The organism is Sphingomonas sp. J315 (assembly GCF_024666595.1).
In the GTDB taxonomy this organism is placed as follows: Bacteria; Pseudomonadota; Alphaproteobacteria; order Sphingomonadales; family Sphingomonadaceae; genus Sphingomonas.
In genome coordinates, this window is sequence record NZ_CP088296.1 from 495,967 (window position 1) to 519,419 (window position 23,453).

Genomic DNA, 23,453 nt, shown 5'->3' on the forward strand with positions numbered 1-23,453 from the left:
ATCCGAGCTAGGGACGTCGCGCTGTCGCTACAACTAGGCGACCGGCCAAAACCACAGGATCAGCGGCGGCCCCACGATCAGCACGATCAGCGACAGCGGTGCCCCCAGCCGCGCATAGTCGCTGAACCGATACCCGCCCGGCCCCATCACCAGCGTGTTGCACTGGTGCCCGATCGGGGTGAGGAAATCGCACCCCGCCCCCACTGCAGTCGCCATCAGGAATGCCTCCGGTCGCAGCCCCAGGTCGCCCGCGAACGTCGCCGCGATCGGTGCCATCACCAGCACCGTCGCCGCGTTGTTGAGGAACGGCGTCACCGCCATCGCCGCCGCCATGATCAGCGCGACCGCGCCCCACGGCGGCAAGGTCGCGGCCGTCACCGACAGCCACTGGCCGATCAGCTCGGTCACCCCCGTCGAGCGCAGCGTATCGCTGACCGGGATCAGCGCGCCCAGCATGATCAGGATCGGCCATTCGACATGGTCATAGGCGTCACGCAGCGGCAGCGCGCCGAACAGCACGACCGCCGCAGCCGCCGCGAAAAAGGCGATCGTCACGGGCACCGCCCCGGTCGCCGTCGCCGCCATCGCGACCGCGAGTACCGCGATCGGCAACAGCCCCTTGCGCACGCTTCCCAGCCGCAATTCGCGCTCCGCCAGCGGCAATGCGCCCAGTTCGTTCAGCGTCTGGGGCAGGATGCCGAGCGGCCCCTGCAGCACCACCACGTCGCCCGCGCGGAACACGACATTGGGCATGCGCCGGACGATCCGTTCGCCCTGGCGCGACACCGCGATCAGGTTGATGCCATAGCGCTGGCGCAGCATCAGCGACCCCGCCGTGCCGCCGACCAGCGGTGACCCGGCGGAGACCACCGCCTCGATCACGCCGATCTCCTCGCCTTCCGGGCTTTCGGGCGCCTCGCTCGTGCCGACAAAGTCCAGCTTGTCGCGCGCGATCACCCGCTCCAGGCTGTCGGGGGGTCCGCCCAGGATCAGGATATCGCCCTCGTGCAGCACCGTATCGGCGAGGGGCGTCGCGCGCACGCCATCGCGCAGGAACATGGTGATCGTCACCTCCTGTTCGTGTCGCTCGATAAAGTCAGCGACCCGCTCGCCATTGGGTGCCGATTGTTCGACGATCTTCGCCTCGGTCGCATAGTCATGGATGTCGAGCGCCTCGCCCATTGTCGGTGCGGCGCGCCGGTCGGCGGGCAGCAGACGATAGCCGAAGCGCAGAAAGACGAGCCCGACCAGCGTCAGCCCGATCCCGACGGGTGCATAGTCGAACATGCCGAACGGCTCGCCGGTCATCTCCTCGCGCACCCGGCTGACGATGATGTTGGGCGAAGTGCCGATCAGGGTGATCAGTCCCCCGAGCAGCGAGGCGAAGGCCATCGGCATCAGGAAGACGCTGGGCGAACTGTTCGACTTCTTTGCCATCTGGAATGCGGCGGGCATCATCATCGCCAGCGCGCCGATATTCTTGACCAGGGCCGATCCGAACCCGACGCTGGCAGAAAGCAACAGCAGTTGCGAGCGGACCCGCGTCACCCGCTTCTGCAAGTGCCGCATCAGCCGTTCGACCACGCCCGATCGCTGCACCGCGCCCGACAGCACCAGCGCCGAACCCACGATGATGACGATATCGTCCGAAAAGCCGGAAAAGGCGTCGTCAGGCTTCACAATCCCGGCCGCGACCGCCGCGAGAAGCGCCATCACCGCAACGACGTCGTAGCGGAACCGCCCCCCACAGAAACAGCGCCATCATCCCGATCAGGACGGTGACGGACAGGATCTGCGGCAATGTCATAACGCCCCCATGCCCGCTCAACGCGGCGAGGGCGCGGTGGTTGCCTGATTTAGTGCACAGTGCCCACGGCGCGGTTCACGCTCATCAGGACGATCAGCCGCTCGATCTGGCGCCAGCGACAGAAATTGATGTGGTTGCCCAGGTCGCGGAACTTGTCCGCGCGCGCCGCCGCTTCCAGCCCCGCATCGTCGCCAAATGCGCGGATCAGGTCCGCGGCGTCGAACACATGGGCGCGGTCGGCGAGGTAGGGGATGGGCGACATCGAGAATCCTTGACTAGAGCTCACGCGCACGCACGCATCGCGCGTGCCAGCATTGCCCGATCCGCGCAGCACTGCGGGTCGCGAGGGTGAATCTCCGTCAACCATGCCTCTCCGCCCCGTATCGCCCGTGCCGAACCGGGACGGTGGCGTCCCGTCGCGGGACGTGGCATGGCGCGGGGCATGAGCCGTTCCCCCAAACCCGCCCCCATCGCCGGCGGCGCGCTTCTCGCCCTCTCGCTGGTCGTCGGCACCGTCATCGGCGTTCGGATGAGCCAGCCCTCGATCGGTTTCCTCGCCGGCCTTGGCGTCGGGATCGTGCTGCTGCTGATCGTCGCGCTGATCGACCGGATGCGCGGCAGCCGCTGACACTTGCGGACGTGACCTGCCCGTGCAAGGTAGCCGGAATGCTCGAGATTTTTCTCGCCGCCGTCGCGATTGCCACGCCCACCGATCCGCTGCCGCCAAACGGAAAATGGACGGTCGACTGGGGTGAGACCCACTGCGCCGCGCATCAGAAATATGGGGATCCGGCGAAGCCGACGACCTTTGTCTTCAAGCCCTCGATCGACGGTGGCGTCATTCACATGATGCTATCGCGCAAGGGATCGTATCAGAACGCCGCCCATTTCAACGTGACCGTCGGCGATCTCAAGACGACCGCGCTGACCTTTACGCCCAAGGGGTCTGGTCTAGAAGTCTACTGGATCAACATCGCGCGCGCCGATTTCGACCGTCTCGCCAAGGAGCCTGCGCTTCAGATCGAGGGTCGCAAGCTCGCTCTCGAGCTCTCGACACTTGGCTTTGCGGCGGCGGCGGCGGCGATGGACACGTGCAATCGCGACTTGCGGAGCCACTGGAACGTGGACGAGGCGGGGCAGGCGCGGATCGGCACCAAGGCAGTCGCGCTGTTGACGCCAGACCGCTACGTCACCGCGCGCGACTATCCCCGCCAGGCAAGCATTGAGGGACGCGACGGGTCGACCGCAGTTTCGCTACTGATCGACGAAGCGGGTTCGGTTAAGGACTGTCTCGTCGAGAAAGCGAGCGGCGTGGCGACGCTTGATGCCCAATCCTGTCTCATCATCAAGGCGCGCGCCAAGTTTCGGCCCGCCAGGGATGCCGAGGGCAAGCCGATCCGCAGTCGCATTACCTATCGCTTTAGCTGGAAGTCCCGCTGACCCGTCCTCACACCAGCGCGCGGTGCATCCAAACCACCCGCCCGACCACCTCGATCGCGCGCACGGGTACGATCTCGCGCCCGTAATCGGGGTTGTCGCTGGCCAGTTCGACCTCGCCCCCCATCAGCCTTAGCCGCTTGACCGCCAGCATCCCGTCGCGGCGAAAGACATGGATCGCCGGACGCGGCCCCGGCATGCGGCGTGCGCCGTCGACCAGGATCTCGTCGCCGTCGCACAAGGTCGGCTCCATCGACGCGCCTTCGACACGGACGGTCGAGGCCATGTCCGCGCGCACCCCCAGTCTCCGCAGCAGCGCGGGGTCGAGCAGCAGCGGGCTGATCCGCTCGCTCTCCACCACCCGCCCGCGCCCTGCCGCCGCGCCCGCATCCACCCGCGCCACCGCGACCAGCCCCTCCGCGACCGGCCCGCCCAGCGCCGCATCGGCGACGCCCAGATAACGTGCGAGCCGCCGCCGGTCTGCCTCCGCCAGCACGCGCGGGCTGCCCCGCGTCACGAACTGCTGAAGATAGGCCGCATTGCGCCCGATCAGCCGCGACAACGCCGCCAGCGACTCCCCCCGCGCCGCCGCCGCCTGCTCCAACGCGCGCCGCTGATCTCCTGAGTCCATGATCGCATCCATAGCCGCAGGATTTTTCCTAGACAAGTTGGAAATGAGAACATTTAAAGAACATATGAGTCGGGGAGCGGCCCCGCGAGTCGAGGAAAGGCAATGGCGATTTTGGGAAAGATCGAACGGTATCTGCGGCGCTACGACATGCCGCGCACCAAATTCGGGCGGCTGGCGGTCAACGATCCGCGGCTCGTGGACGATCTGCGCAACGGCCGTGACCCAGGTCCGGAACTCTGCGCGTGGATCGAGGCACAACTGGCGCGCAACCCCGCCGGTCCGGGGGCCGCACGATGAGCCGCGGTCCCGATGCAGGCGTGCTGCTCGAACGTGCGCTGCTCCGTCACGCGGCCGACGCGGGGATTGAGCTGTCGATCGTCTCGGCGGGCTGGACCCGCTGGGCAAGCGCAACCTTTGCCGGCGCGCGCCACGACCTGCTCCTCTCCGCTGTCCCCTCCCCGGCTCTCGACGACTGGATCGCGACCCTGCCAGAGGCGGAGTTCACGCTGCGCAGCCACCTGGTCGCGGATCTGACGGTCGAAGCGCGCACGCGCGTTGGCGACCGCGTCGAACTCCGGATCGGCGTGCTGACGGTGGAGGAAAGCTGAGTTACGCCCGCATCGCCATCCGGCGCAGCTCGGACAGCGTGTCCTCCAGCTTCTGCCTGGGGTCCGCAACCGGCTCGGGCGGCGGCGGGGCGAATTTGCCCAGCCCCTTTTCCAGTCGGTCGAGCAGCGCGTGAACGCTCGCATCGGTCTGGGGTGCCGCGATCGGGGGCGCGGGCGAAGGCTCCGGGTCAGGCACTGGAAGCGGCATCGGCGTCGCAGCCGGCCGCACCGGCGGGGTCAGTTCGAACGTCTCGAACCGCTCGCCCTCGTCATAGATCGGCAGGCGCGGCGCGTGGCGGCGGAGCGGGCGCACCGGCGGCGGCGGGGCGATCGGCACGGCGGGAATCGCCGACGGATCGAACGCAGATAGCGGCTGGTTCAGATCGACCGGCAGCTCCTGCACCTCGGGCAGCGGCGCATGGAATGCCCGCCCCTCGGACGGCGCGCCCAGCGCAATCACTGGCTCTTCGGGCAGCGCTTCCTCCTCCAGGTCGAGGATCTCTTCGACGACCGGCTCAGCGACAGGCACGCGGCCATAGACCGGCACCTCCAGATCGCTGGCGCGCAGCGGCACGCGCGGGCGCGCGTCGGGATGCGCGTCGGCGCGGCGCACGGTCGGGCGGCGCTCGCCCTCCGGCCCGTCCGCATCGCGCGAATCGATCCAGGCCATCAGCGCCGACAGCCCCATCCACGCGACCAGCGCGATCAGGCCACCTGCAAACAGGCCGATGCACAGCCGCGCGGTGGTTCCCAGCGGCGGCTCGGCCGCAGGAACGAACGCCGCGATCCCGCTGGAGAGCACCATGTCCTCCAGCAGCGCGCCGGGCAGAATCAGGCTCGCCAACACCGCGCACACGCCCGCACCACCGGCGATCGCGAGCGCCGCATTGGGGGTCAGACGTTGAACGAGGGTGTACGCAACCATTTGGATTCCCGTGATCGGGCGTCGATCAATCTTTGGTAAACAGGTTCGTAGCGTGAAATGTTTGACGACCAGTTACGCTCGGTCTCGACCCAGCGCCGCGCGCGTTCCCGCTGCGCGTCCCAGCCGGATCGATCGGCGAACACCCCTGCCACCGCCGCCGCCAGCGCTGCCGGATCGTCGGGCGGGAACAGCGTCCCCGTATCGCCATGCAGAATCAGCTCGCGATGCCCGCCGACATCCGACGCCGCGACCAGCCGGTGCTGCGCCATCGCCTCGATCGGCTTCAACGGCGTCACCAGATCGGTCAGCCGCATGTGCTTGCGGGGATAAACCAGCAGATCGATCAGCGAATAATAGCGCTCGACCTGTTCATGCGGAACGCGCCCCACGAAATGGATCGCGTGGGCAGCGCTCGACGCCGCCGCCTGAGCGCGCAGCGCCTGCTCCATCGGCCCGCCGCCGACCATCACCAGCCGCGCCCTGGGCCGCTGCGCCAGCAAGGCCGGCATCGCCGCGATCAGATCGTCCAGTCCCTCATAGTCATAGAAGCTTCCGATAAAGCCGATCGTGTCGGCCCCATCCAGCCCCAGCTGCGCCGCCAGCACTTCGTCGCGCGGGGCGGGTTCGCCGAACAGATGCAGGTCCACGCCATTGGGCGACACCATGATCTTGCCCGCGTCGATCCCGCGCGCGATCAGGTCGCGTTTCAGCCCTTCGCAGATCACCGCCACCGCATCCACGCGCCGCGCCGCCCAGGTCTCCAGCCCGCGGATCGCGCGATACTTGGCCGACCCTTCCGTCCCGGTGCCATTGCCGACCGCCGCATCCTCCCAGAAGGCGCGGATTTCGTAGAGCAAAGGCAAGCCATAGCGTTTCGCCGCGCGCATTGCTGCGAGCGGGTCGATCACCGGCGAATGTGCATGCAGGATATCGGGCCGAAACCGCTCGACCACCTCCCCGATCCGCCGCGCAAACGCCGCGATCTCGGCCAGCTCGCCCACGACCGGCGGCAGACGCCGCATCTGCTTCGTGCGGTGAAAATCGATCCCGTCGAGCGTCTCGAATGGCGCATCGCCAGTATGGTATCGCGTCCCGGTCACCCCGGCGACGGTCCAGCCGCGCGCCATCTGCGCCTTCAAGATCGCGCGCGTGCGAAAGGTGTAGCCGCTGTGCAGCGGCAGCGAATGGTCGAGGACGTGCAGGATCCGCATGCCCGCCCCAATGCCACGCGATCACTTAACGGCCCGTCAACCGGATGCGGATATGGCCATTCCACCATGATCGACACGCTGGTTCTCGCGCTGACCCACGGGCTGCTGCTCATCGTCGCCTGGCGTCTGATGAACAGCCCCGCAGTCGATGACGACAGCCTCGATGGCAAGCCCCCGCCGCCCAGGCGCAGCTGGAAACGCCCCGGTGCGTGATCTTGCCTTCATCGCGTTCCTCGGAGCGATCTTCGCGCTCGGCCTGCGCCGGCCGTTCCTGTTCGTGCTCGCCTATGTCTATATCGACATCGTCTCGCCCCAGCGGATGAGCTATTTCCTGCTCAACGCCTTTCCGATTTCGGCAATGGCGGTGGCGTTCGCGGTGCTGTCCTGGGCGGCGATGGACGACAAGCGCGATATGCGCGTCGCGCCGCGCCAGGGGCTGATGCTCGCCTTGCTGGGCTGGTGCTACTACACCACGGTCAACGCCGATTTCCCGATCGACGCGGCGTTCAAATGGGACTGGGTGTGGAAGGCATTGGCCTTCGCGATCTTCTTGCCCCTCACGCTGCGCACGCGATTGCGGATCGAGGCGCTGTTGCTGTTCATGCTCCTGTCGGTCGCGACGATCATCATCGCGGGCGGGGTCAAGACCGCATTGGGCGGCGGCGGCTATGGCCAGCTCAAGCTGATCGTCGACAACAACTCGGGCCTGTTCGAAGGCAGTATCATCTCCGCCGTATCGATTTGCCTGATCCCGCTGATCCTCTGGTTCACCAAATATGGCACGATCTTCCCCCCCAGACTGGCGGGTGAAAACTTTCGGCTACGCGCTGATCTTCGCCTGCCTGCTGATGCCGATCGGGACCCAGGCGCGCACCGGACTGGTCTGTGCCGGCCTGCTCGCGGTGCTGATGCTGCGCGACGTCAAGCGGCGCATCCTCTACGTCGCCGCCGCCGGCTTCCTCGGCATCGCGGCCATTCCCTTCCTGCCCACCGCCTTCACCGAGCGGATGGGAACGATCCAGACCTATCGGGCCGATGCCTCCGCGTCGACCAGGATCGAGGTTTGGAAATGGACCTGGGACTACGTCAAGACTCACCCGATGGGTGGCGGGTTCGAAGCCTACCGCCAGAATGAGATCAAATACGACAAGGTCTCGATCGTCGGTGACGGCCCCAACCAGACCGTCGTTCGCACGCCCGAAATCGACAAGGCACGCGCCTATCACTCGGCCTTTTTCGAGATGCTCGGCGAACAGGGCTGGCCCGGCTTCATCCTCTGGCTGATGATCCATCTGGGGGGCATTTTGCGCATGGAGGTGCTGCGCCGCCGCTACCGCGATGTCCCCCCGGACAAGGCATGGATCGCCCCGCTCGCCACCGCGCTTCAGCATGGGCACATCATCTATCTGTTCGGGTCGCTGTTCGTCGGCATCGCGCTCAACCCGTTCGTCTACATGCTGGTCGGTGCGCAGATCGGGCTCGACACCTATCTCGCGCGGAAGCGTGCCGAGGAAGGCATCCGCCCGATGGGCAAGCCGCGCGTTTCACCCGCGCCTGCGACGGCATGATCGGTTAGGAAGCGGTCATGGCCAGCCTGTTTCTCGTCCGGAACGACGACCCGCGCTTCGCGCAGACCGCGCTGGCCGAGGCACGGGCAGTCCTTTCGGAACAGGGGTTCCCCGAGCCTTCGGAACTGGGCCTGCCCGGCTGGACGCTGCTCCACGCTGGCCACATCATCGCTGGACCGCCCGCTATCCTCCAGCGCGGAGACGATCTCGTCGCGGTCGCCGGTACCCTGGTCGCCGACGGCAAGATGGGCGACGCAGCCCTCGCCGCCTTGCTCGACATGGACCCGCTCGCGCTCGACTGGGATCGCCTCGGCGGCCAGTTCGTCGCGTTGGTCCGCCGCAATGGCCGCAATTTCCTGTTCGGCGACTATTTCTCCGCCTTCCAGCTGTTCCACGATACCGACGACCGCGTCTTCGCCACCGCCTTCCTCGCCGCCGCCCGCGCCCTCCCGCGCCTCAGCTTCGATGCGCAGGGCGTGTACGAACTCGTCTTCAACGTCATGCCGGTCGGCGACGACACGGTGTTCGAACAGCTCAGGACGCTGTCCCCCAACAGCGTCGTCGAGCTGACCGCGACCGGTACCGTGCGACATTCCGTTGCCAAGCCCCTGCCCGTCGTGCCCAGCAATGATGCGCTGCCCGACCGCATCGCGCGCCACCGCGACCGGCTGCTCGGAATCGTCGGCGCGCATGTCGACGCGCTGGGCGGCAATGTCCGCGCGCCGCTGTCGGGCGGGCTCGACTCGCGCCTCGTCCTCGCCGCGCTGCGCAATCGCGGCTGCGCCCCGCACGTCTATGTCTACGGCGTGCCGGACGATGAGGATGTCGTGATCGCCCGGCAGATCGGCGACACGCTCGGCTTCCCGATCGAATGGCTCGACAAGGAGGACGGTACCGTCCCGCCCGACGCCTTCGCCGATCTGGTCGATCGCAACTACCGCCAATATGACGGGCTCCCGACCTTCGGGAACATCTTCGACAACGGCACCAACGGCACGGCGCAGCTGGCCCGCCACGCCGATGGCGCGCTCGCCGTGTCGGGGGGCTGTGGCGAGATCTACCGCAATTTCTTCTACCTCCCCGACCGCCGCTTCACCGCGCACGATATCGCGCAGACCTTCTTCGCGCGCTTCACCTCCGCCGACGCCACCGACCGCTTCGACCCGCGCGGCTTCATCGACGCCATCTCCGGCAAGATCAGCGCATCGCTCGCCCCGCCTGATGCAACCGGCAAGCTCGCACGCAACCGCGTTGAGCAGATCTACCCCCGCATCCGCTGTCGCGCCTTGTTTGGTCGCGAGATCAGCCTTGAGGCGCGGTTCAGCCCCTATCTCATGCCCTTTCTCGACCATCGCGTCGTGGCGGAGGCGATGACGCTCCCGATGCCGCTCAAATATGCCGGGCGGTTCGAGGCTGCGTTGCTCAATGCGATCGACCCGGTCCTCGCCGCCCAGCCCTCCGCTTACGGCCACGACTTTACCGGCCCGCCCAGCCTGGCGCACCGCCGCACCGAATGGCTGACCCGGATCCGCCCGGTCTGGCTCCGCCGCCACAGCTACGCGCTGCGCCGCCGCCTTGGTCCGATGGGCGACGAACATGGCGGCGCGATGAGCGCCGACTATATGCGCCGCGTCATCGACCTCGACTTCCCGGCGATGCGTAGCTTCTTCAACCCCGACGCCATCACCGACAGCGCGGTGTGGCGCCGCGTCGCCAACCTCGAATATCTCGCCGCCCGGCTGGGGTCGCGGGTAGTGGGGTAACCCTCGGCGCTCCTGCGCAGGCAGGAGCACAAAGTCCTCACGCCGGCTGCAACTCCGCCATCAGCGCGTCGTCCTTCGCATTCGCCCGGATCGCCGCATCGCGGCCCTGCACCCGTTCGACGAAGGCGACGAACGCATCGCGTTTCGGGATCGTCCCGAACTGCGTGCCCCAGCTCAGATGCGCCCCGACATACAGGTCCGCCGCAGTGAAGTGATCCGCCGCCAGCCAGCCGTCGCCCGCTGCCGTCACCGCATCCTCCAGCGTGTCGATCGTCCGGTCGAAATTGCCGAAGCCCAGCATCCCCTGCTTCTGCGGATCGGCGTCGGCGCTCCACCCCATCGCCTTGCTCGTCACCGCCTGTTCCAGCGGCCCGGCGGCGAAGAACAGCCAGCGATAATAGGCGCCACGCGCGTCGACCGGCGGGGCGAGCCTGGCCGCCGGAAAGGCATCGGCCAGATAGGCGCAGATCGCCGCGCATTCGGTCACCACCACGCCGTCATGGACGATCGTCGGCACCTTCCCCATCGGGTTGACGGCCAAAAACTCGGCCGTCTTGTTGCGCCAGTCGACCGTCACGATGTCATAGTCGGCGCCGACCTCCTCGAGCGCCCAGCGCGCGATCCGGCCGCGCGACATCGGGTTCGTATAGAGCGTGATCGCCATCGTCGTCCCTCCGAGTCGATTGAGAACAAATTAGGAACTCATTCGACCCGGAGGTCAAGCGCCTTTTGTCGTTGCGGGGCCAGCCCGCTCCCGTTTCAGCAAAGCTGAAGCCCGATCAAAGCGCCTTGAACGTCGCCAGCAACCGGGCCCACGCCTTCTCCGCCTGAACCTGGTCGTAAACCTGACTGTCGGGCGGGCACCAACCGTGCATCGCCGGATAGACCTCGATCTCCGCCTTCAGCCCCGCGTCCGCAAACGCTTTGCGCACCAGTTCCTTCTCGCCCGGATTGCGCTTGTCGTCATTTTCGGCGACCGCGAACAGGAAGCGCGCCTTCATCTTGGGCACCAGCAGATGCGGGCTGTCCGGCCGGTCGCTGCCGATCCCGCCGCCATGGAACGATGCCCCACCGCGCACCCGATGGGGCAGCGCGGCGGCAGTGCGCATGGTGAACGGCCCGCCCATGCAATAGCCGGTGGTCCCCACCCCGCGCTTGACGTTCACTTCCTTCTGCGCGTCGAGCCAGGCGACATAGGCCGTCGCATCGCGCACCACCGCATCGGGGGTCAGCAGCGCGCGCCACGGCCCGATCTTCGCCCGCACCGCCGGGTCGGCATAGCTTTCGCCAGGCTGCAGGAACTGTCCCTTCACCGATCGGTAGAAGGGGTTGACCGTCAGCACCGCAAAGCCCGATTGCGCCAGCCGCTCGCCCATCTGTCGGAACGCGGGGCGCATGCCCATTACATCGGGCCACACCAGCACCGCGGGATGCTTCCCGCTGGTCGGCGCGGCGAAATAGCCATCCGCGGTTCCGTCGGGCGTCGCAAAGGTCACATCGCGGCCCTTCACCTCCTTGGCGTTCGCCGGTGCGGGCAGCAGTGCGGCAAGCCCCGCCGCGCCCGCCATCGCGCCGAACTCGCGGCGGCTGACGCCCTTCATCAGCTTCTCGTTATCGGCGTTGGTCAGATCGTCGCACATCGCATCGCTCTCCAGATTCGCGTCCCCGGCAACGAAGGCTAAACCAGAGTCGGTTTCAGTTACACTGAAACCGCGCGGCTTCGGCCCGCTCCCCCACCCGGCCACCCAACGTCAGTATTTTATGGGTGGCCGGGTGGGGGAGCGGGCCGGTGCCGAACCAGCAAAGCTCAAGCTGAGGCGCGATACCACCACACGCCCTCGCGCACCTCGCGCACCGCTCGCCCTTCGACCTCAAGCCGCCGCAGATGCGCCAGCGTTTCGCCGGTCGCGAGGCCCAGCATGTCGCCGGTAATCGTCCGTCGAAACATCCGCCCGAAACAATCGACCGCACGGCGCGGCTCGACCAGATGCTCGGCCAATATGTCGAGCCGCTTGCGATGCTCGTCACGCAGCGCCGCCAGCCGCGCGTGCAGGCCGGTGAACGGGGCGCCATGCGCGGGCAGAACCAGCAGGTCATCGGCGAGTTCGAGCAGATTCTCGATCGATGCCAACCACTCGCCCAGCGGATCGCCTTCCGGCTCGGTCACGCCGAGCGACACGTTGGAGCTGATCCGCGGCAGCACCTGGTCCCCCGCGATCAGCACGCCATCGGCCTCGTTCCACAGGCACGCATGTTCCGGGCAATGCCCCGACCCGACCACCACCCGCCAGATCCCGCCGCCGATCGCGATCGTCTCGCCATCGACGATCCGGCGATAGCCGAGCGGCATCGGCGCGACCATCCGGCGAAACTGGCCAAATCCCTTGGCACTGGCCGCCGCAATCTGTTCGTCATCCCATCCCGCCGCGCGCCAGAAGGCGATCTGCTCGTCTGGGACCGCATCGCGCACATCGGCGGTCAGCAGCCGCCCCATCAGCCACTCGCCCCGCGTCATCCACAGCGGCGCATCGAACTTGCGCGCCAGCCATCCCGCCAGGCCGATATGGTCGGGATGGAAATGGGTGCAGATCACCCGGCCCGGCGGCCGCTCCGTCAGCGGCTCCGCGTCGAACAGCGCACGCCATGCGTCAACCGAAGGCGGCACATTCAGGCCGGTGTCGACGATCGTCGTCGCATCGCCATCGGCGACCAGCCAGCAATTGATATGGTCGAGCGGCCCGAGCATCGGGATGCGTACCCAGTGGACGCCCGGAGCGACCGCAATCGCCTCGCCCACCGCCGGCGTTCGCTCGCCCAGCGGATAGGTCAGCCCACGATGGCTGGTCGCGACGAAGCTTTCGTCCTGCGTCAGCGAGATGTCAGGGGAAACGGCAGGGTCGGCCATACCCGAAACATTGACGGCGCGGGACCCGCTTGTCGAGTCCACGCGCCGTCACAATACCGTAAAACCGAAAAACCGACCGATCAGCTCTTGAACAGCGTATCCCGGTCCAGCTCGACCCCGGGCGTGGCGTCGCGCGACGCCGCCTCGCGCTCGGCGCGCAGCTGTTCCAGCAACGCCTCGCGATCGCCCTCCAGCCTGGTGTCGACCGGGGCCTCGATCCCCGCCGCCTTCGCCGCCTTGGCCACCGCCGAATCCAGCTCGCGCTGGCTGGTCAGCCCCAGCGTCACCGGATCCTTGGGGGGTGATGTTGGAGATGTTCCAATGGGTGCGGTCGCGGATCGCGGCGATCGTCGTGCGCGTGGTGCCGATCAGCTTGCCGATCGCGCCGTCGCTGATTTCCGGATGGTTGCGGATGATCCATGCGATGCCGTCGGGCTTGTCGGCGCGCTTGGACACCGGCGTGTAGCGCGGACCCTTGGTACGGCGAATCTGGTCGGGGCCCTTCATCATCTTCAGACGATAATCGGGGTCTGCCTGACCCTTTTCGATCTCTTCCAGCGCCAGTTCGTGCGCGCGGACGGGATCGCGACCCGTCAGCTTGGTCGTGGCGGTGTCGTCGGCGATCGCCTGCACCTCCAGGATGTGCAGCCCGCAGAACTCGGCAATCTGCTCAAAGCTGAGCGCGGTGTTGTCGACCAGCCAGGAAGCGGTCGCATGCGGCATGAGCGGCTGAGCCACGTCAAAGTCTCCAGAAACAATAAGGGCCGCCCTCCACGGGCGGCCGACTACAGGCTGGATTTAGGCGCATGGGGGCGCTGAGGCAAGCATTTTGGCCCCGGTCGATGCGCGATTGCCCTCCTCCGAAACGGAACCTAGTTTCGCTTCGGGCGTCCTGCCCGGAACGACCCGAAGTTTCAGAGAGGAAATTCCATGAAAAAGGCCCTTCTTCCGCTCGCCGCCGTCGCCGCGCTTGGCCTCGCCGCGTGCAGCGACAAGGCGCAGAACGAGACTGCCGAAGCCGCCGAGGCGATCGGCGCGGACGCCAATGCGACGATGAGCGAAGCCGCCGCCGATGTCGAGGCCGCAACCGACAGTGCGCTGGATACGGCCGAAAACGCCGCCGACCGTGCAGGCGCGGCGATCGGCGAGGGCGCGGACCGGGTCGGCAATGCTGCCGATGCCGCCGAAGACGAACTCGACAAGAACTGAAGACCAGCCGGGGCCGTCGCAATGACGGCCCCGCGCAATTCCGGGGGAATCATGCGCGCCATCGCCCTGCTGCCACTCGCGCTGCTCGCAGCATGCGGCGGCACTGACGACACCACCGGTGTCTCGTCCGACGAAGCGGCCCAGCTCAACGCAGCCGCCGACCTGCTCGACGCAAATGCCGCCGAACCCGCGCCGGAAACGACCCCGCCAACGGGTTGACGGACCTCCGATCCGGTGAAAGCCTCGTGCGCGTAGCGCGTAGCGGAGGCCCGCATGGATCATGTCGCCCAGTATCGGACAAACGGCTATGCCATTGTCCGCGGCGTCTTTTCACCCGATGAGGTGGCACGGATCGGTGCCGCGATCGACGCCGTCCATGCCGAGGGTGTCGCACATGGCCGCAGCTTCCGGCACGGCAACCTGTTCTACAATATCGCACCCGATGCCGACGGCGATCCGCTGGTGCGGATGGTGCAATGGCCGTCCTACCATAATGCGGTGCTCGATTCCGTCCGGCTCGATCCGCGCTGGGTCGCATTGCTCGGGCCGCTGATCGGCGGCGATCTCAAACAGATCATCAACCAGCTTCACTGGAAGGCACCGGGGTCGCGCGGCGACTTCGCCTGGCATCAGGACTCGCGCTTCCGCAAACCTGACGCCGCCTATCGCAACCTCGGCGATTCCTACATCCAGACCGGCCTTGCGATCGATCCGCACACCCGCGACAGCGGCGCAATGCGGATGATTCCGAACAGCCACCGCGCCGGGCCGCTCGATCTCGACACCGATATCGAAGTGCTGGGCAACGAAATGACCGACCATGCGCTGCGCGACGCGGGCATCGATCCCGCCAGCGTCGTCGACCTCGAACTCGCGCCCGGCGACATCGCGATGTGGAGCCCCTATCTGGTCCACGGATCGGGCCGCAACACCGCCGACCACCAGCGTCGCTTCTACATCAACGGCTATGTCCGCGCGGAGGACTGCGATCGCGGCGAATGGGCGTTCCGCGACGGTCGCCCTGTCCCGCTTGGCCCCGAACCCGCTTTGGTCCATTACGAAGCCCTGCACGAAAAGCCCGAACCCCATTATGTCTGACCCTGCCTGATGCGCCTGCGCCAGCTCGAAATCGTCCACGCCGTCTACCAGCACGGCTCGATCAGTGCCGCCGCGCGCGCACTCGGCGTCTCACAGCCTTCGGTGTCAAAGACCCTGCATCATGCCGAGGACAATCTGGGCTTCCGCCTGTTTCAGCTGTCGCGCGGTCGCCTGATCCCCACTGACGAGGCGCATGCGCTGATGCGTGAGGCGGGCGACCTGTTCGATCGGCTCGGCACGCTGCAGATCACTGCGCGCAACCTGTCGCATTCGGGCGGCGGACATATCCGGCTCGGCATCGTCCCCAGTCTCGCGCTCGACATGGTGCCCCAGGCAATGGCGCTGTTCCGGCGCGACTGGCCGCGTGTCACGTTCGAGGTGCACACGCACCACCATGACGATCTGCTGCGCTCGCTGATCGAGCGTGAGCTGGATCTCGCCATCGCCTACACTCCGCCGCCCCATCCCCGGCTGGCGCGAGAGGTGATGGCAGAGGGCGAACTGGTGGTGCAGTATCCGGATGGCATGTTCCCCGATCCGGGCGCGCGTTTCCCGCTCGAACAACTCGCCGACCGCGACGTCATCGGCGTCGCCGCCGCCGGCCCGATCGGCGCGGTACTGACCGAAGCGGCGCGCGCGCGCGGCATCACGTTCCGCGAAACCGTGTCGGTCCAGACCTTCTTCATCGCCGCCCGCCTCGCCCAGCTTGAACGCGGGGTCACCGTGATCGACGAATTTACTGCACGAGCCTGGCGCGCGCCGGGCTTCACCTGGCGACCGACCAGCCCGCCGCTGCGGTTCACCATTTCCTGGGTGACGCTGGAGGAGCGCCAGCCGTCGCGCGCCGCCCGCGCTTTCCTGCGCACCTTCGAACAGGTTCTCGAGGATAATCGCGCGAAAGCCATAACCTAAATCTATACCTATCGCAGCGATTGCGCGGTTTTCCGCGGCGGGGCGCACTTTAATGTCGCATCTGGGAACGCGATTGGAATGTCGATCCAATCGTATCCAGGGGGAGATGCACGCTGTTCGACCGCAACACATGGCTGGCGGCATGACCGACCCACGTGAGGTGATCGTGCTGGGCGCGGGGGTGGTCGGCATGGCCACGGCGCTGACGCTTGCCGAACGCGGCCACCGCGTCACGGTGATCGATAGTGCCAAGGGACCGGGCCTCGGCACCTCCTTCGCGAACGGCGCGCAGCTCAGCTATGGCTATACCGATGCGCTCGCGAGCCCCGCCACGCTGGCACAGATACCGCGAGTGCTGCTCGGTCTCGATCGCGCGCTGCGCTTCCATCTGCGGCTCGATCCGGACTTCATCGCGTGGGGCCTTGCCTTCCTGCGCAACGGCACCGCCGCGCGCTTCCGCCGCAACACCCTTGCCGGGCTCGACCTTGCTGCCCGGTCGCGTGCGGCACTGGCGGGGCTTGCCGCGCGCCACCGGCTCGACTTCGGTCACGGCGCGCCGGGCAAGATCCATCTCTACCGCAGCGAAGCGTCCTTCGCGGGGGCGCAGGAAATGGCCGCGTTCAAGGCAGCGCACGGCATCGACCAGACGATCCTGGACCCCGATGCTGCCGTCGCCGCCGAGCCGATGCTCGCGCCGGTGCGCGATTCCATCGTCGGCGCGCTGCTGACCCGTGGCGAGGAGGTCGGCGACCCCCATCGCTTCTGCGTCAGCGCGCATGAAGCGCTTCTGCGCGCGGGCGGCAGCTCGATGATGGGCACTGGCATCGACCGGATCATCGCCAATGGCTCCGGTCCTGCGCTGATCACCAGCGACGGAACCCGCGTCGGTGCCGATCGCATCATCCTCGCCGCGGGTACCGGCTCCGCGCGGCTCGCGCGCCAACTTGGCGTGCGCCTGCCGATTCAGCCGATGAAGGGCTATTCGATCACCCTTGCGCCCGGCCCCGCCGCGCCGAGCATCAGCATCACCGATGTCGCCAACCGCGTGGTCTTCGCCCGTATCGGCAACCGTATGCGGATCGCCGGCCTGGCCGAGCTCGGCGAGCGGGACACGCGGGTCGAACCGGCACGGCTGCGCGTGCTGGTCGACAGCGCCCGCGCGGCCTTGCCTCAGGCGGCGGACTATGAACAAATCGAATCGAGCTGGGCCGGCCTGCGACCGATGACCCCCAATTCGCTTCCGATCACCCGGACCATCGCGCCGGGCGTGATCGCTGCGACAGGGCATGGCGCTCTGGGCTGGACCTACGCCGCAGGCAGCGCGGAGCGCGTCGCGGAGATCATCGAAGAGAGGGGCTGAAGGCGCGTCAGACGCCAGGGCACGAAAGAACAAAACTCAGGGAAGGTGTAATCATGAAAACCAGTATCCGGATCGCAAGTCTGTTGGGGAGCATCTCGCTTCTCGCCTCCGCCACCGCCGCCATGGCGCAGGACGCGCCGCAGACCGCCGCGGATGTGCAGGACGAGGCCGCCGAGGAAGTCGTGGTCATCGGGTCGCAGATCAAGGGCGCCGACGTCGCCGGATCGCTGCCGGTCACCGTGCTGAACGAGGATGACATCGCCGCCACCGCCGCCACCAGCGGCGACGAGCTGTTCCGTTCGATCCCGCAGGCAGGCGACGTCGCCTTCAACGAGAGCCGAGACGCGGGCGGCATCAACGACGCGCGCGGCGACACCGCCTCGATCAACCTGCGCGCGCTCGGCACCGGCAACACGCTGGTGCTGCTCAACGGCCGCCGCATGGTCCTCCACCCCGGCACGCAGAGCGAAAACCTCGTTCCGGTGCAGAGCGTCAACACCAACACCATTCCCGTCCTGGGCGTCCGCCGCGTCGAGGTGCTGCTCGACGGTGCCGCCGCGATCTACGGATCGGATGCGGTCGCAGGCGTCATCAACACCGTGCTCAAGGACAATTTCCGCGGGCTGCGCACCACCGCAGAGATCGGCTTTACCGAGGATTCGGGCCAGGTCGAGGCCGAGTTCGCGTTCGAGGCAGGCCACCGCTTCAACGGCGGCAAGTCGAACATCTCGGTATTCGGATCGTACAACCATCGCGACCCGCTCTATGCGCGCGACCGCCGCAACTCGCGCTCGGCCGACATGCGCCCGCTGGTCGCGGGCACGCCCTTTGCTGGCGATTCCGATTTCGACAACACATCGGTCGACAGCATCTGGGGCGAATTCCAGCGGCTGACCAACAGCTACGTCGCATCGACCACCGCAGCCCAGGTCAATGGCGTGACGCTGACCAGCAGCGGCATTTTCCATATTCAGCCCAACACCAATGAAGGCTGCATCGCCGCGACGCCCTATGCCGGGACGTGCTGGGACAACAGCTCGCTGTCGACCGCCTCGACCGACAACAACCTGAAATATGACGTCAACGATGTCCGCACGCTTCAGGGGCGCAACGACCGCATCAACCTGTTCGGCTTCCTCAATCACGAATTCGACAGCGGGCTCGAATTCTTCGCGGAAGCGGGCTGGTATCGCGCCGATTTCCAGTCGCAGCGCGAACAGGATACCGCGCTCGCCAGCCAGCGGCTGATCATCCCGGCGAACGGCTATTACAACCCGTTCGGCCCGACCGGCAGCGCGTTCCGCATCCCCGGCCTGACCGGCGTCGCCACCACCGGCGTGCCGATCGAGCTGATCGACTATCGCCCGGTCGATGCCGGTCCGCTGGTGGTCAGCGTCCGCAACGACACGACCCGCTTCCTCGCCGGCTTCCGCGGCGAAGTGCTCGGCTTCGACTTCGACAGCGCCGCGCTCTATTCGCGCGCCCGCACCTCCGACAGCATGCGCACCGTCAGCCTGACCAAGTTCCAGGAAGCACTCAGCCGCACTGACGCCAGTGCCTATAATCCGTTCAACGGCGGCGACCCGCTCAACCCGGGCCGCCTGGATTCGTCACCCAATTCACAGGCGGTGATCGACAGCTTCATGGTGAACATCGGTCGCGTCAGCACGACCGAGCTGGCGATGGCGGATTTCAAGATCAGCAAGAACGACCTGTTCACGCTGCCCGGCGGCCGTGTCGGCATGGCGGCGGGTATCGAGTTCCGCCACGAAACCTTCGCCGACGACCGCGACGACCGGCTGGACGGCACGATCGTGTTCACCGCCCTGGACGGCAGCTCGAACGGCAGCGACACGATGGGCGCCAGCCCGACCCCGGACAGCAGCGGATCTCGCGACACCGTGTCGGGCTATCTCGAATTCGCTGTGCCGTTGGTCGCGCCGGACATGAACGTGCCGCTGATCCGCTCGCTCGATCTCCAGCTCGCTGGCCGCGTCGAATCCTATCAGGGGTTCAGCACGGTCGCGAAGCCAAAGGTCGCGGCGTCCTGGTATCCCTTCGCCAATCTCCAGCTGCGCGGCAGCTGGTCGCAGGGCTTCCGCGCGCCGAACCTGCCCCAGCTGTTCGAAAACGGCATCCAGCGGTCGAACACCCGCACCGACTGGGTGAAGTGCGAAGCCGACTTCCGTGCCGGTCGCATCACCAATTTCGACGCCTGCACGCGCAGCCAGGGTGTGGTCAGCAACCGGTCGGGCAGCCAGTCGCTCACGCCGGAGGAATCGGACAACCTCTCGGTCGGTGGCACGTTCCAGCTGAACATGGGCAAGGCGGGTCGCCTCACCTTCACCGCTGACTATTGGGAAATCCGTCAACAGAATGTGATCGGCCTGTTCGGCGACGGCAATGCGCTGATCCTCGACTATCTGCTGCGCCTTCAGGGATCGTCCAACCCCAATGTCCAGCGCGCCGCCCCGACGCCGCAGGAAGTTCTGGACTTTGCCGGCACCGGCATCGCCCCCGTGGGTCGCGTGATCCAGGTCATCGACAATTACACCAACCTCTCGCCGCGCGCGGTGCGGGGCTATGACCTCGGCGTCTATTATCAGGTCAAGGACACCGGCATCGGCGATTTCAGCGTCCGGGTGAACGCTGCGCGCCTGCTCGAATTCTACCAGACGCCCAGCCCGGCAGCCCAGGCACTGATCGACGCACAGGCGGCCGGTACGATCGATGACACCATCGCGATCGCGGGCGCGCAGGATATCGTCGAACAGAATGGCCGCCCGAAATGGCGCGCCTCGGCCAGCGTGACCTGGCGTCACAACGGCTTCGGGCTCGGCTATTATGGCGGCTATGTCGGCGAGGTCACCGACACCTCGGCGTCGCTTCCGGATGGCACCCGCTTCCGCGTCGACGATTACATGACCCACAGCCTCTACGCACAGTATGAGGTCGATGGCGGGCCGATGGACAGCCTGCGCCTGCGCGTCGGCGCACGCAATTTGTTCAACCAGCTCGCCCCGATTGCCGACAATTCCAACGGCTATATGGGCGAACTCTACAGCAACCGCGGCCGCCAGATCTATTTCTCGGTCAGCAAGCGGTTCTGATGCGTCGCGCCGTCCGCGTTCTCGCGGCACCGCTCCTGCTCCTGCCCCTCGGGGCGGGGCAGGACCGGGTTCCCGCCCCCCGCACGATCGACCTCGTCATCATCAATGGCCAGGTCATCGACGGCACCGGCACCCCGGCGCGGGTGGCGGAAGTGGGCGTGGACGGCGACCGCATCCTCTATGTCGGCCAGCGTCCGCGCGGCATCACCGCGCGGCGCACTCTCGATGCGAAGGGCCTCACGGTCGCCCCGGGCTTCATCGACCCGCACACGCATAGCGGCCCCGACGCGACGTCCCCCGACGCGGCGAAGCGCCAGCTCGCCAACCATCTGCTGCAAGGCGTCACCAGTATCGCGATCGGCAATGATGGCGGCGGCGCCAGCGACATCGCCGGCCTGTTCGCGCGCCTCTCCGCCAACCCGACCGGCCCGAACGTCGCCAGCTTCACCGGCTATGGCACGATCCGAATTCAAGTCGTCGGCCACCGCGTCAGCCCGCCGAGCGGCACCGACGGAGGCGAGGCCTATAAGATGGAGCGTCTTGTCGAGCGTGCGATGTGCGATGGCGCACTCGGGCTTTCGGCCGGCCTGTTCTACGCCCCCCAGATGTTCGCGACCGCGAATGAAGTGGCGAACCTCGCCCGCATCGCGGGCAGGTATGACGGCATCTACGAAACCCACCTCCGCGACGAGGGCAGCAACTCGATCGGCCTGTCCGCTGCGATCGACGAAGCGATCCGCATCGCCCGTCTGGGGCATCTCCCGCTCCACATCGCGCATATCAAGGCGCTCGGCGTCGATGCACAGGGCACTGCGCCGCGCATTATCGAACAGATCCGCACCGCCCGCCTGTCCGGCGTGATGATCACCGCCGACCAATATCCGTGGGAAGCCTCCAGCACCTCGCTCGCCGCCGCCCTCGTTCCGCCGGATGCGCAAGAGGGCGGGAGCAAGGCGATGGTGACGCGGCTCCGCGACATCGGCGCGCAGTTGCGGAGCGAAATGACCGAACGCCTGCGCATCCGCGGCGGTGCGAACGCCATCCTCCTCGTCAGCGGCCCGCACAAGGGGCAGCGCCTCGACGCCCTCGCCGCCGCGTGGAAACTCGACCCGCTCGACGCCGCCGCACGCATCCTGATCGCCGATCCCGGCACCAGCATCGCCAGCTTCAACATGGTCCAGTCCGATATCGACGCCTTTGCGCGTCAGAATTGGGTCGTCACCTCCTCCGACGCCACCAACGGCCATCCGCGCCGCATGGGCAGCTTCGCGCGCGGCTGGCGGATGTTCGTGCACGAGAAGCAGCTGATGAGCCCTGAGCGCTTCGTTCAGCGCTCCTCGGCCCAGACTGCCCAAATCCTCGGCCTGCCCGATCGCGGCATCCTCGCGCCGGGCAAGTTCGCCGACATCGCGATCCTGGACCCAAACACCTACGCCGAACGCGCCACATACGACCGGCCCGACGAACCCAGCACCGGCGTCCGCTACGTCCTAGTCAACGGCCGCCTCGCAGTGGACAAGGGCAAGCTCACCGGCACGCTCGCCGGCCGCCCGCTGCCCAAGCCGCGCCAACCCGAATGGAACTGCCCCGCATGACCGAAACCACTGCCCCGGACTCCACCGAGACGCCCGAACGACGCGGCCCGATCAAGCGCGCCTTCGCCTGGTGGTTCAGCGTTGCCTTGTGGAAGCGCATCCTCGCCGCGCTCGTTCTGGGCGCTGCGGCGGGCCTTGTCTGGGGTGAGGGTGCGACGTCGATCGGCTGGATCGGAACGCTGTTTGTCCGCCTGATCCGGATGCTCGTGGTGCCGCTCGTCTTTCTCACCATCGCCTCGGGCGTTGCCGCGCTCGCCGATCCCAAAAGGCTCGGCAGCATCGGCGTCAAGACGCTGGCAATGTATGTCTTCACCACCGCGCTCGCCGTCACCACCGGTCTGATCGTCGCGACGCTGATCGCCCCGGGCCTCGGCGCAAGCTTCGCGGGGGCGGTGCCCAAGGCGATGGGCACGCCGCCCGACACCGCGCAGATGTTCATGGAGATCATCCCCGACAATCCCATCGGCGCGATGGCCGAAGGCAAGACGCTCGCAGTAATCTTCTTCGCGATCCTCGTCGGCGCGGGCGTCATCGCGGCTGGCAAGGGCGCGGAGCCGGTGCGCCAGTTCCTCAGCGCCGGGTCGGAGGTGATGCTCAAGATCGTCGGCTTCGTGATGGAAACCGCCCCGTTCGGCGTCTTCGCGCTGATCGCCGTGGTGATGGGCACCACCGGCCCGTCCAGCTTCCTCGCAGTGCTCAAGCTGGGTCTCTGCGTCGTGATCGGCTCGGCGATCGTCACCCTGCTGATCCACGGGCTGATCGTCGTGCGGCTGATGGCATGGCTCTCGCCACTTCCCTTCTTCCGCGGCATTGCCGATGCGATCATGGTCGGCTTCTCGACCTCGTCCAGCTCTGCCACCCTCCCCGTCGCGATCCGCGTGGCCGAGCGCAACCTCGGCGTCTCGCCCCCGGTCGCCTCGACCGTCCTGCCCTTGGGTGCGACGATCGGCATGGATGGCGCGGCGATGTATGTCGCGATGCTCACCCTCTTCTCGGCGCAGGCATTCGGCGTCGATCTGTCGATGGCCGACTATCTGGTGATCGCCGCCACCACGACCATCGTCGCGATGGGCGTCGCGCCGGTCCCGTCGGGATCGCTGTTCGTCCTCGCCGCAGTGCTGCACGCCATCGGCATCACGCCGGAGCAGACCGCGATCGTCGTTGGCTTCATCCTCCCGTTCGACCGCATTCTCGACATGACCCGCACCGTCCCCAACGTCACGTCGGACCTCGCCATCGCCACCGCCGTCGCGCGCTGGGAGGGAGAGATGGACGTCGCGGTGTACAATTCCGCCGACGATGTTTGAGGCACCA

The 23,453-nt window shown here is 67.1% G+C and carries 22 protein-coding genes and 2 pseudogenes; 15 read left to right on the forward strand and 9 right to left on the reverse strand.

All coding sequences use genetic code 11. The features are described 5' to 3' along the window. Positions 1 to 33 precede the first annotated feature (33 nt). Complete coding sequence (locus LRS08_RS02675) at positions 34 to 1,713, reverse strand: SLC13 family permease (RefSeq protein WP_260481636.1); 1,680 nt, start codon at positions 1,711 to 1,713, stop codon at positions 34 to 36. A 143-nt stretch (positions 1,714 to 1,856) separates the two neighbouring features. Next, positions 1,857 to 2,069 carry a hypothetical protein gene (locus LRS08_RS02680; protein WP_224923392.1) on the reverse strand — a complete coding sequence of 71 codons (213 nt, stop codon included), beginning with the start codon at positions 2,067 to 2,069 and terminating at the stop codon, positions 1,857 to 1,859. A 180-nt stretch (positions 2,070 to 2,249) separates the two neighbouring features. Here LRS08_RS02680 and LRS08_RS02685 point away from each other — a divergent pair, with 180 nt between their 5' ends. Then, positions 2,250 to 2,435, forward strand: coding sequence for a hypothetical protein (locus LRS08_RS02685; RefSeq protein WP_257845021.1), 186 nt, complete (start codon positions 2,250 to 2,252; stop codon positions 2,433 to 2,435). A gap of 38 nt (positions 2,436 to 2,473) precedes the next feature. Next, complete coding sequence (locus LRS08_RS02690) at positions 2,474 to 3,247, forward strand: energy transducer TonB (RefSeq protein WP_257845020.1); 774 nt, start codon at positions 2,474 to 2,476, stop codon at positions 3,245 to 3,247. Between the two features lie 7 nt (positions 3,248 to 3,254). On the opposite strand, the gene LRS08_RS02695 is transcribed toward LRS08_RS02690, so the two are convergent. After that, entirely contained in the window at positions 3,255 to 3,875 is a 621-nt protein-coding gene (locus LRS08_RS02695; RefSeq protein ID WP_260481301.1) for a S24 family peptidase, read from the reverse strand. Between the two features lie 102 nt (positions 3,876 to 3,977). On the opposite strand from LRS08_RS02695, the gene LRS08_RS02700 reads away from it, so the two are divergent. Next, entirely contained in the window at positions 3,978 to 4,172 is a 195-nt protein-coding gene (locus LRS08_RS02700) for a hypothetical protein (RefSeq protein ID WP_257845018.1), read from the forward strand. Further along, the gene (locus LRS08_RS02705) at positions 4,169 to 4,483 is read left to right on the forward strand and encodes a hypothetical protein (protein ID WP_257845017.1); all 315 of its coding nucleotides are present in this window, start codon (positions 4,169 to 4,171) and stop codon (positions 4,481 to 4,483) included. Before LRS08_RS02700 ends, LRS08_RS02705 begins: the two co-directional genes overlap by 4 nt. Position 4,484: 1 nt before the next feature. Here the strand turns inward: LRS08_RS02705 and LRS08_RS02710 are convergent, their stop codons facing one another. Together LRS08_RS02710 and LRS08_RS02715 are read right to left on the reverse strand one after the other, a co-directional pair. Next, complete coding sequence (locus LRS08_RS02710; RefSeq protein WP_257845016.1) at positions 4,485 to 5,408, reverse strand: hypothetical protein; 924 nt, start codon at positions 5,406 to 5,408, stop codon at positions 4,485 to 4,487. Next, positions 5,378 to 6,619, reverse strand: coding sequence for a TIGR04063 family PEP-CTERM/XrtA system glycosyltransferase (locus tag LRS08_RS02715; RefSeq protein ID WP_257845015.1), 1,242 nt, complete (start codon positions 6,617 to 6,619; stop codon positions 5,378 to 5,380). Before LRS08_RS02715 ends, LRS08_RS02710 begins: the two co-directional genes overlap by 31 nt. 66 nt (positions 6,620 to 6,685) lie before the next feature. Between LRS08_RS02715 and LRS08_RS02720 the strand changes: the two genes are divergently transcribed. From LRS08_RS02720 to LRS08_RS02730, 3 genes and pseudogenes are all read left to right on the forward strand, one after another. Then, positions 6,686 to 6,832 (forward strand): hypothetical protein, encoded by a 147-nt coding sequence (locus tag LRS08_RS02720; RefSeq protein WP_257845014.1) that lies wholly within the window; start codon positions 6,686 to 6,688, stop codon positions 6,830 to 6,832. Continuing rightward, positions 6,825 to 8,187, forward strand: a pseudogene (locus tag LRS08_RS02725) (DUF5935 domain-containing protein). The gene LRS08_RS02720 and the pseudogene LRS08_RS02725 overlap by 8 nt, the downstream one beginning before the upstream one ends. Before the next feature lie 17 nt (positions 8,188 to 8,204). Next, complete coding sequence (locus LRS08_RS02730) at positions 8,205 to 9,950, forward strand: asparagine synthase C-terminal domain-containing protein (protein ID WP_260481302.1); 1,746 nt, start codon at positions 8,205 to 8,207, stop codon at positions 9,948 to 9,950. 37 nt (positions 9,951 to 9,987) lie between these two features. Here LRS08_RS02730 and LRS08_RS02735 read toward each other — a convergent pair whose 3' ends face one another. The 4 genes and pseudogenes from LRS08_RS02735 to LRS08_RS02750 all read right to left on the reverse strand — a co-directional run bounded on the left by LRS08_RS02735 (position 9,988) and on the right by LRS08_RS02750 (position 13,578). Then, positions 9,988 to 10,614 (reverse strand): glutathione S-transferase family protein, encoded by a 627-nt coding sequence (locus LRS08_RS02735; RefSeq protein ID WP_257845011.1) that lies wholly within the window; start codon positions 10,612 to 10,614, stop codon positions 9,988 to 9,990. Between the two features lie 115 nt (positions 10,615 to 10,729). Further along, positions 10,730 to 11,590 carry a dienelactone hydrolase family protein gene (locus LRS08_RS02740; protein WP_257845010.1) on the reverse strand — a complete coding sequence of 287 codons (861 nt, stop codon included), beginning with the start codon at positions 11,588 to 11,590 and terminating at the stop codon, positions 10,730 to 10,732. Positions 11,591 to 11,757: 167 nt separating this feature from the next. Continuing rightward, complete coding sequence (locus tag LRS08_RS02745; protein ID WP_257845009.1) at positions 11,758 to 12,855, reverse strand: MBL fold metallo-hydrolase; 1,098 nt, start codon at positions 12,853 to 12,855, stop codon at positions 11,758 to 11,760. Between the two features lie 80 nt (positions 12,856 to 12,935). After that, positions 12,936 to 13,578 (reverse strand): annotated as a pseudogene (locus LRS08_RS02750) (cell cycle transcriptional regulator TrcR). Positions 13,579 to 13,785: 207 nt separating this feature from the next. Here LRS08_RS02750 and LRS08_RS02755 point away from each other — a divergent pair. The 8 genes from LRS08_RS02755 to LRS08_RS02790 all read left to right on the forward strand — a co-directional run bounded on the left by LRS08_RS02755 (position 13,786) and on the right by LRS08_RS02790 (position 23,446). Continuing rightward, positions 13,786 to 14,064, forward strand: coding sequence for a hypothetical protein (locus LRS08_RS02755; protein WP_257845007.1), 279 nt, complete (start codon positions 13,786 to 13,788; stop codon positions 14,062 to 14,064). 51 nt (positions 14,065 to 14,115) lie between these two features. Continuing rightward, a complete protein-coding gene (locus LRS08_RS02760; protein ID WP_257845006.1) occupies positions 14,116 to 14,283 on the forward strand; it encodes a hypothetical protein in 168 nt (55 codons plus the stop codon). 54 nt (positions 14,284 to 14,337) lie between these two features. After that, on the forward strand, positions 14,338 to 15,162 hold the full coding sequence (locus tag LRS08_RS02765) for a phytanoyl-CoA dioxygenase family protein (RefSeq protein WP_257845005.1): 825 nt from the start codon (positions 14,338 to 14,340) through the stop codon (positions 15,160 to 15,162). A gap of 9 nt (positions 15,163 to 15,171) precedes the next feature. Beyond that, a complete protein-coding gene (locus LRS08_RS02770; protein WP_260481303.1) occupies positions 15,172 to 16,074 on the forward strand; it encodes a LysR family transcriptional regulator in 903 nt (300 codons plus the stop codon). Positions 16,075 to 16,216: 142 nt separating this feature from the next. After that, positions 16,217 to 17,434, forward strand: a complete 1,218-nt coding sequence (locus LRS08_RS02775) for an FAD-dependent oxidoreductase (protein ID WP_257845002.1) — start codon at positions 16,217 to 16,219, stop codon at positions 17,432 to 17,434. A 53-nt stretch (positions 17,435 to 17,487) separates the two neighbouring features. Then, positions 17,488 to 20,544 (forward strand): TonB-dependent receptor domain-containing protein, encoded by a 3,057-nt coding sequence (locus LRS08_RS02780; protein ID WP_257845001.1) that lies wholly within the window; start codon positions 17,488 to 17,490, stop codon positions 20,542 to 20,544. Further along, the gene (locus tag LRS08_RS02785) at positions 20,544 to 22,139 is read left to right on the forward strand and encodes an N-acyl-D-amino-acid deacylase family protein (RefSeq protein WP_257845000.1); all 1,596 of its coding nucleotides are present in this window, start codon (positions 20,544 to 20,546) and stop codon (positions 22,137 to 22,139) included. Before LRS08_RS02780 ends, LRS08_RS02785 begins: the two co-directional genes overlap by 1 nt. Then, positions 22,136 to 23,446: a dicarboxylate/amino acid:cation symporter gene (locus LRS08_RS02790; protein WP_257844999.1), complete on the forward strand. Its 1,311-nt coding sequence runs from the start codon at positions 22,136 to 22,138 to the stop codon at positions 23,444 to 23,446. The genes LRS08_RS02785 and LRS08_RS02790 overlap by 4 nt, the downstream gene beginning before the upstream one ends. Positions 23,447 to 23,453: the final 7 nt, after the last annotated feature.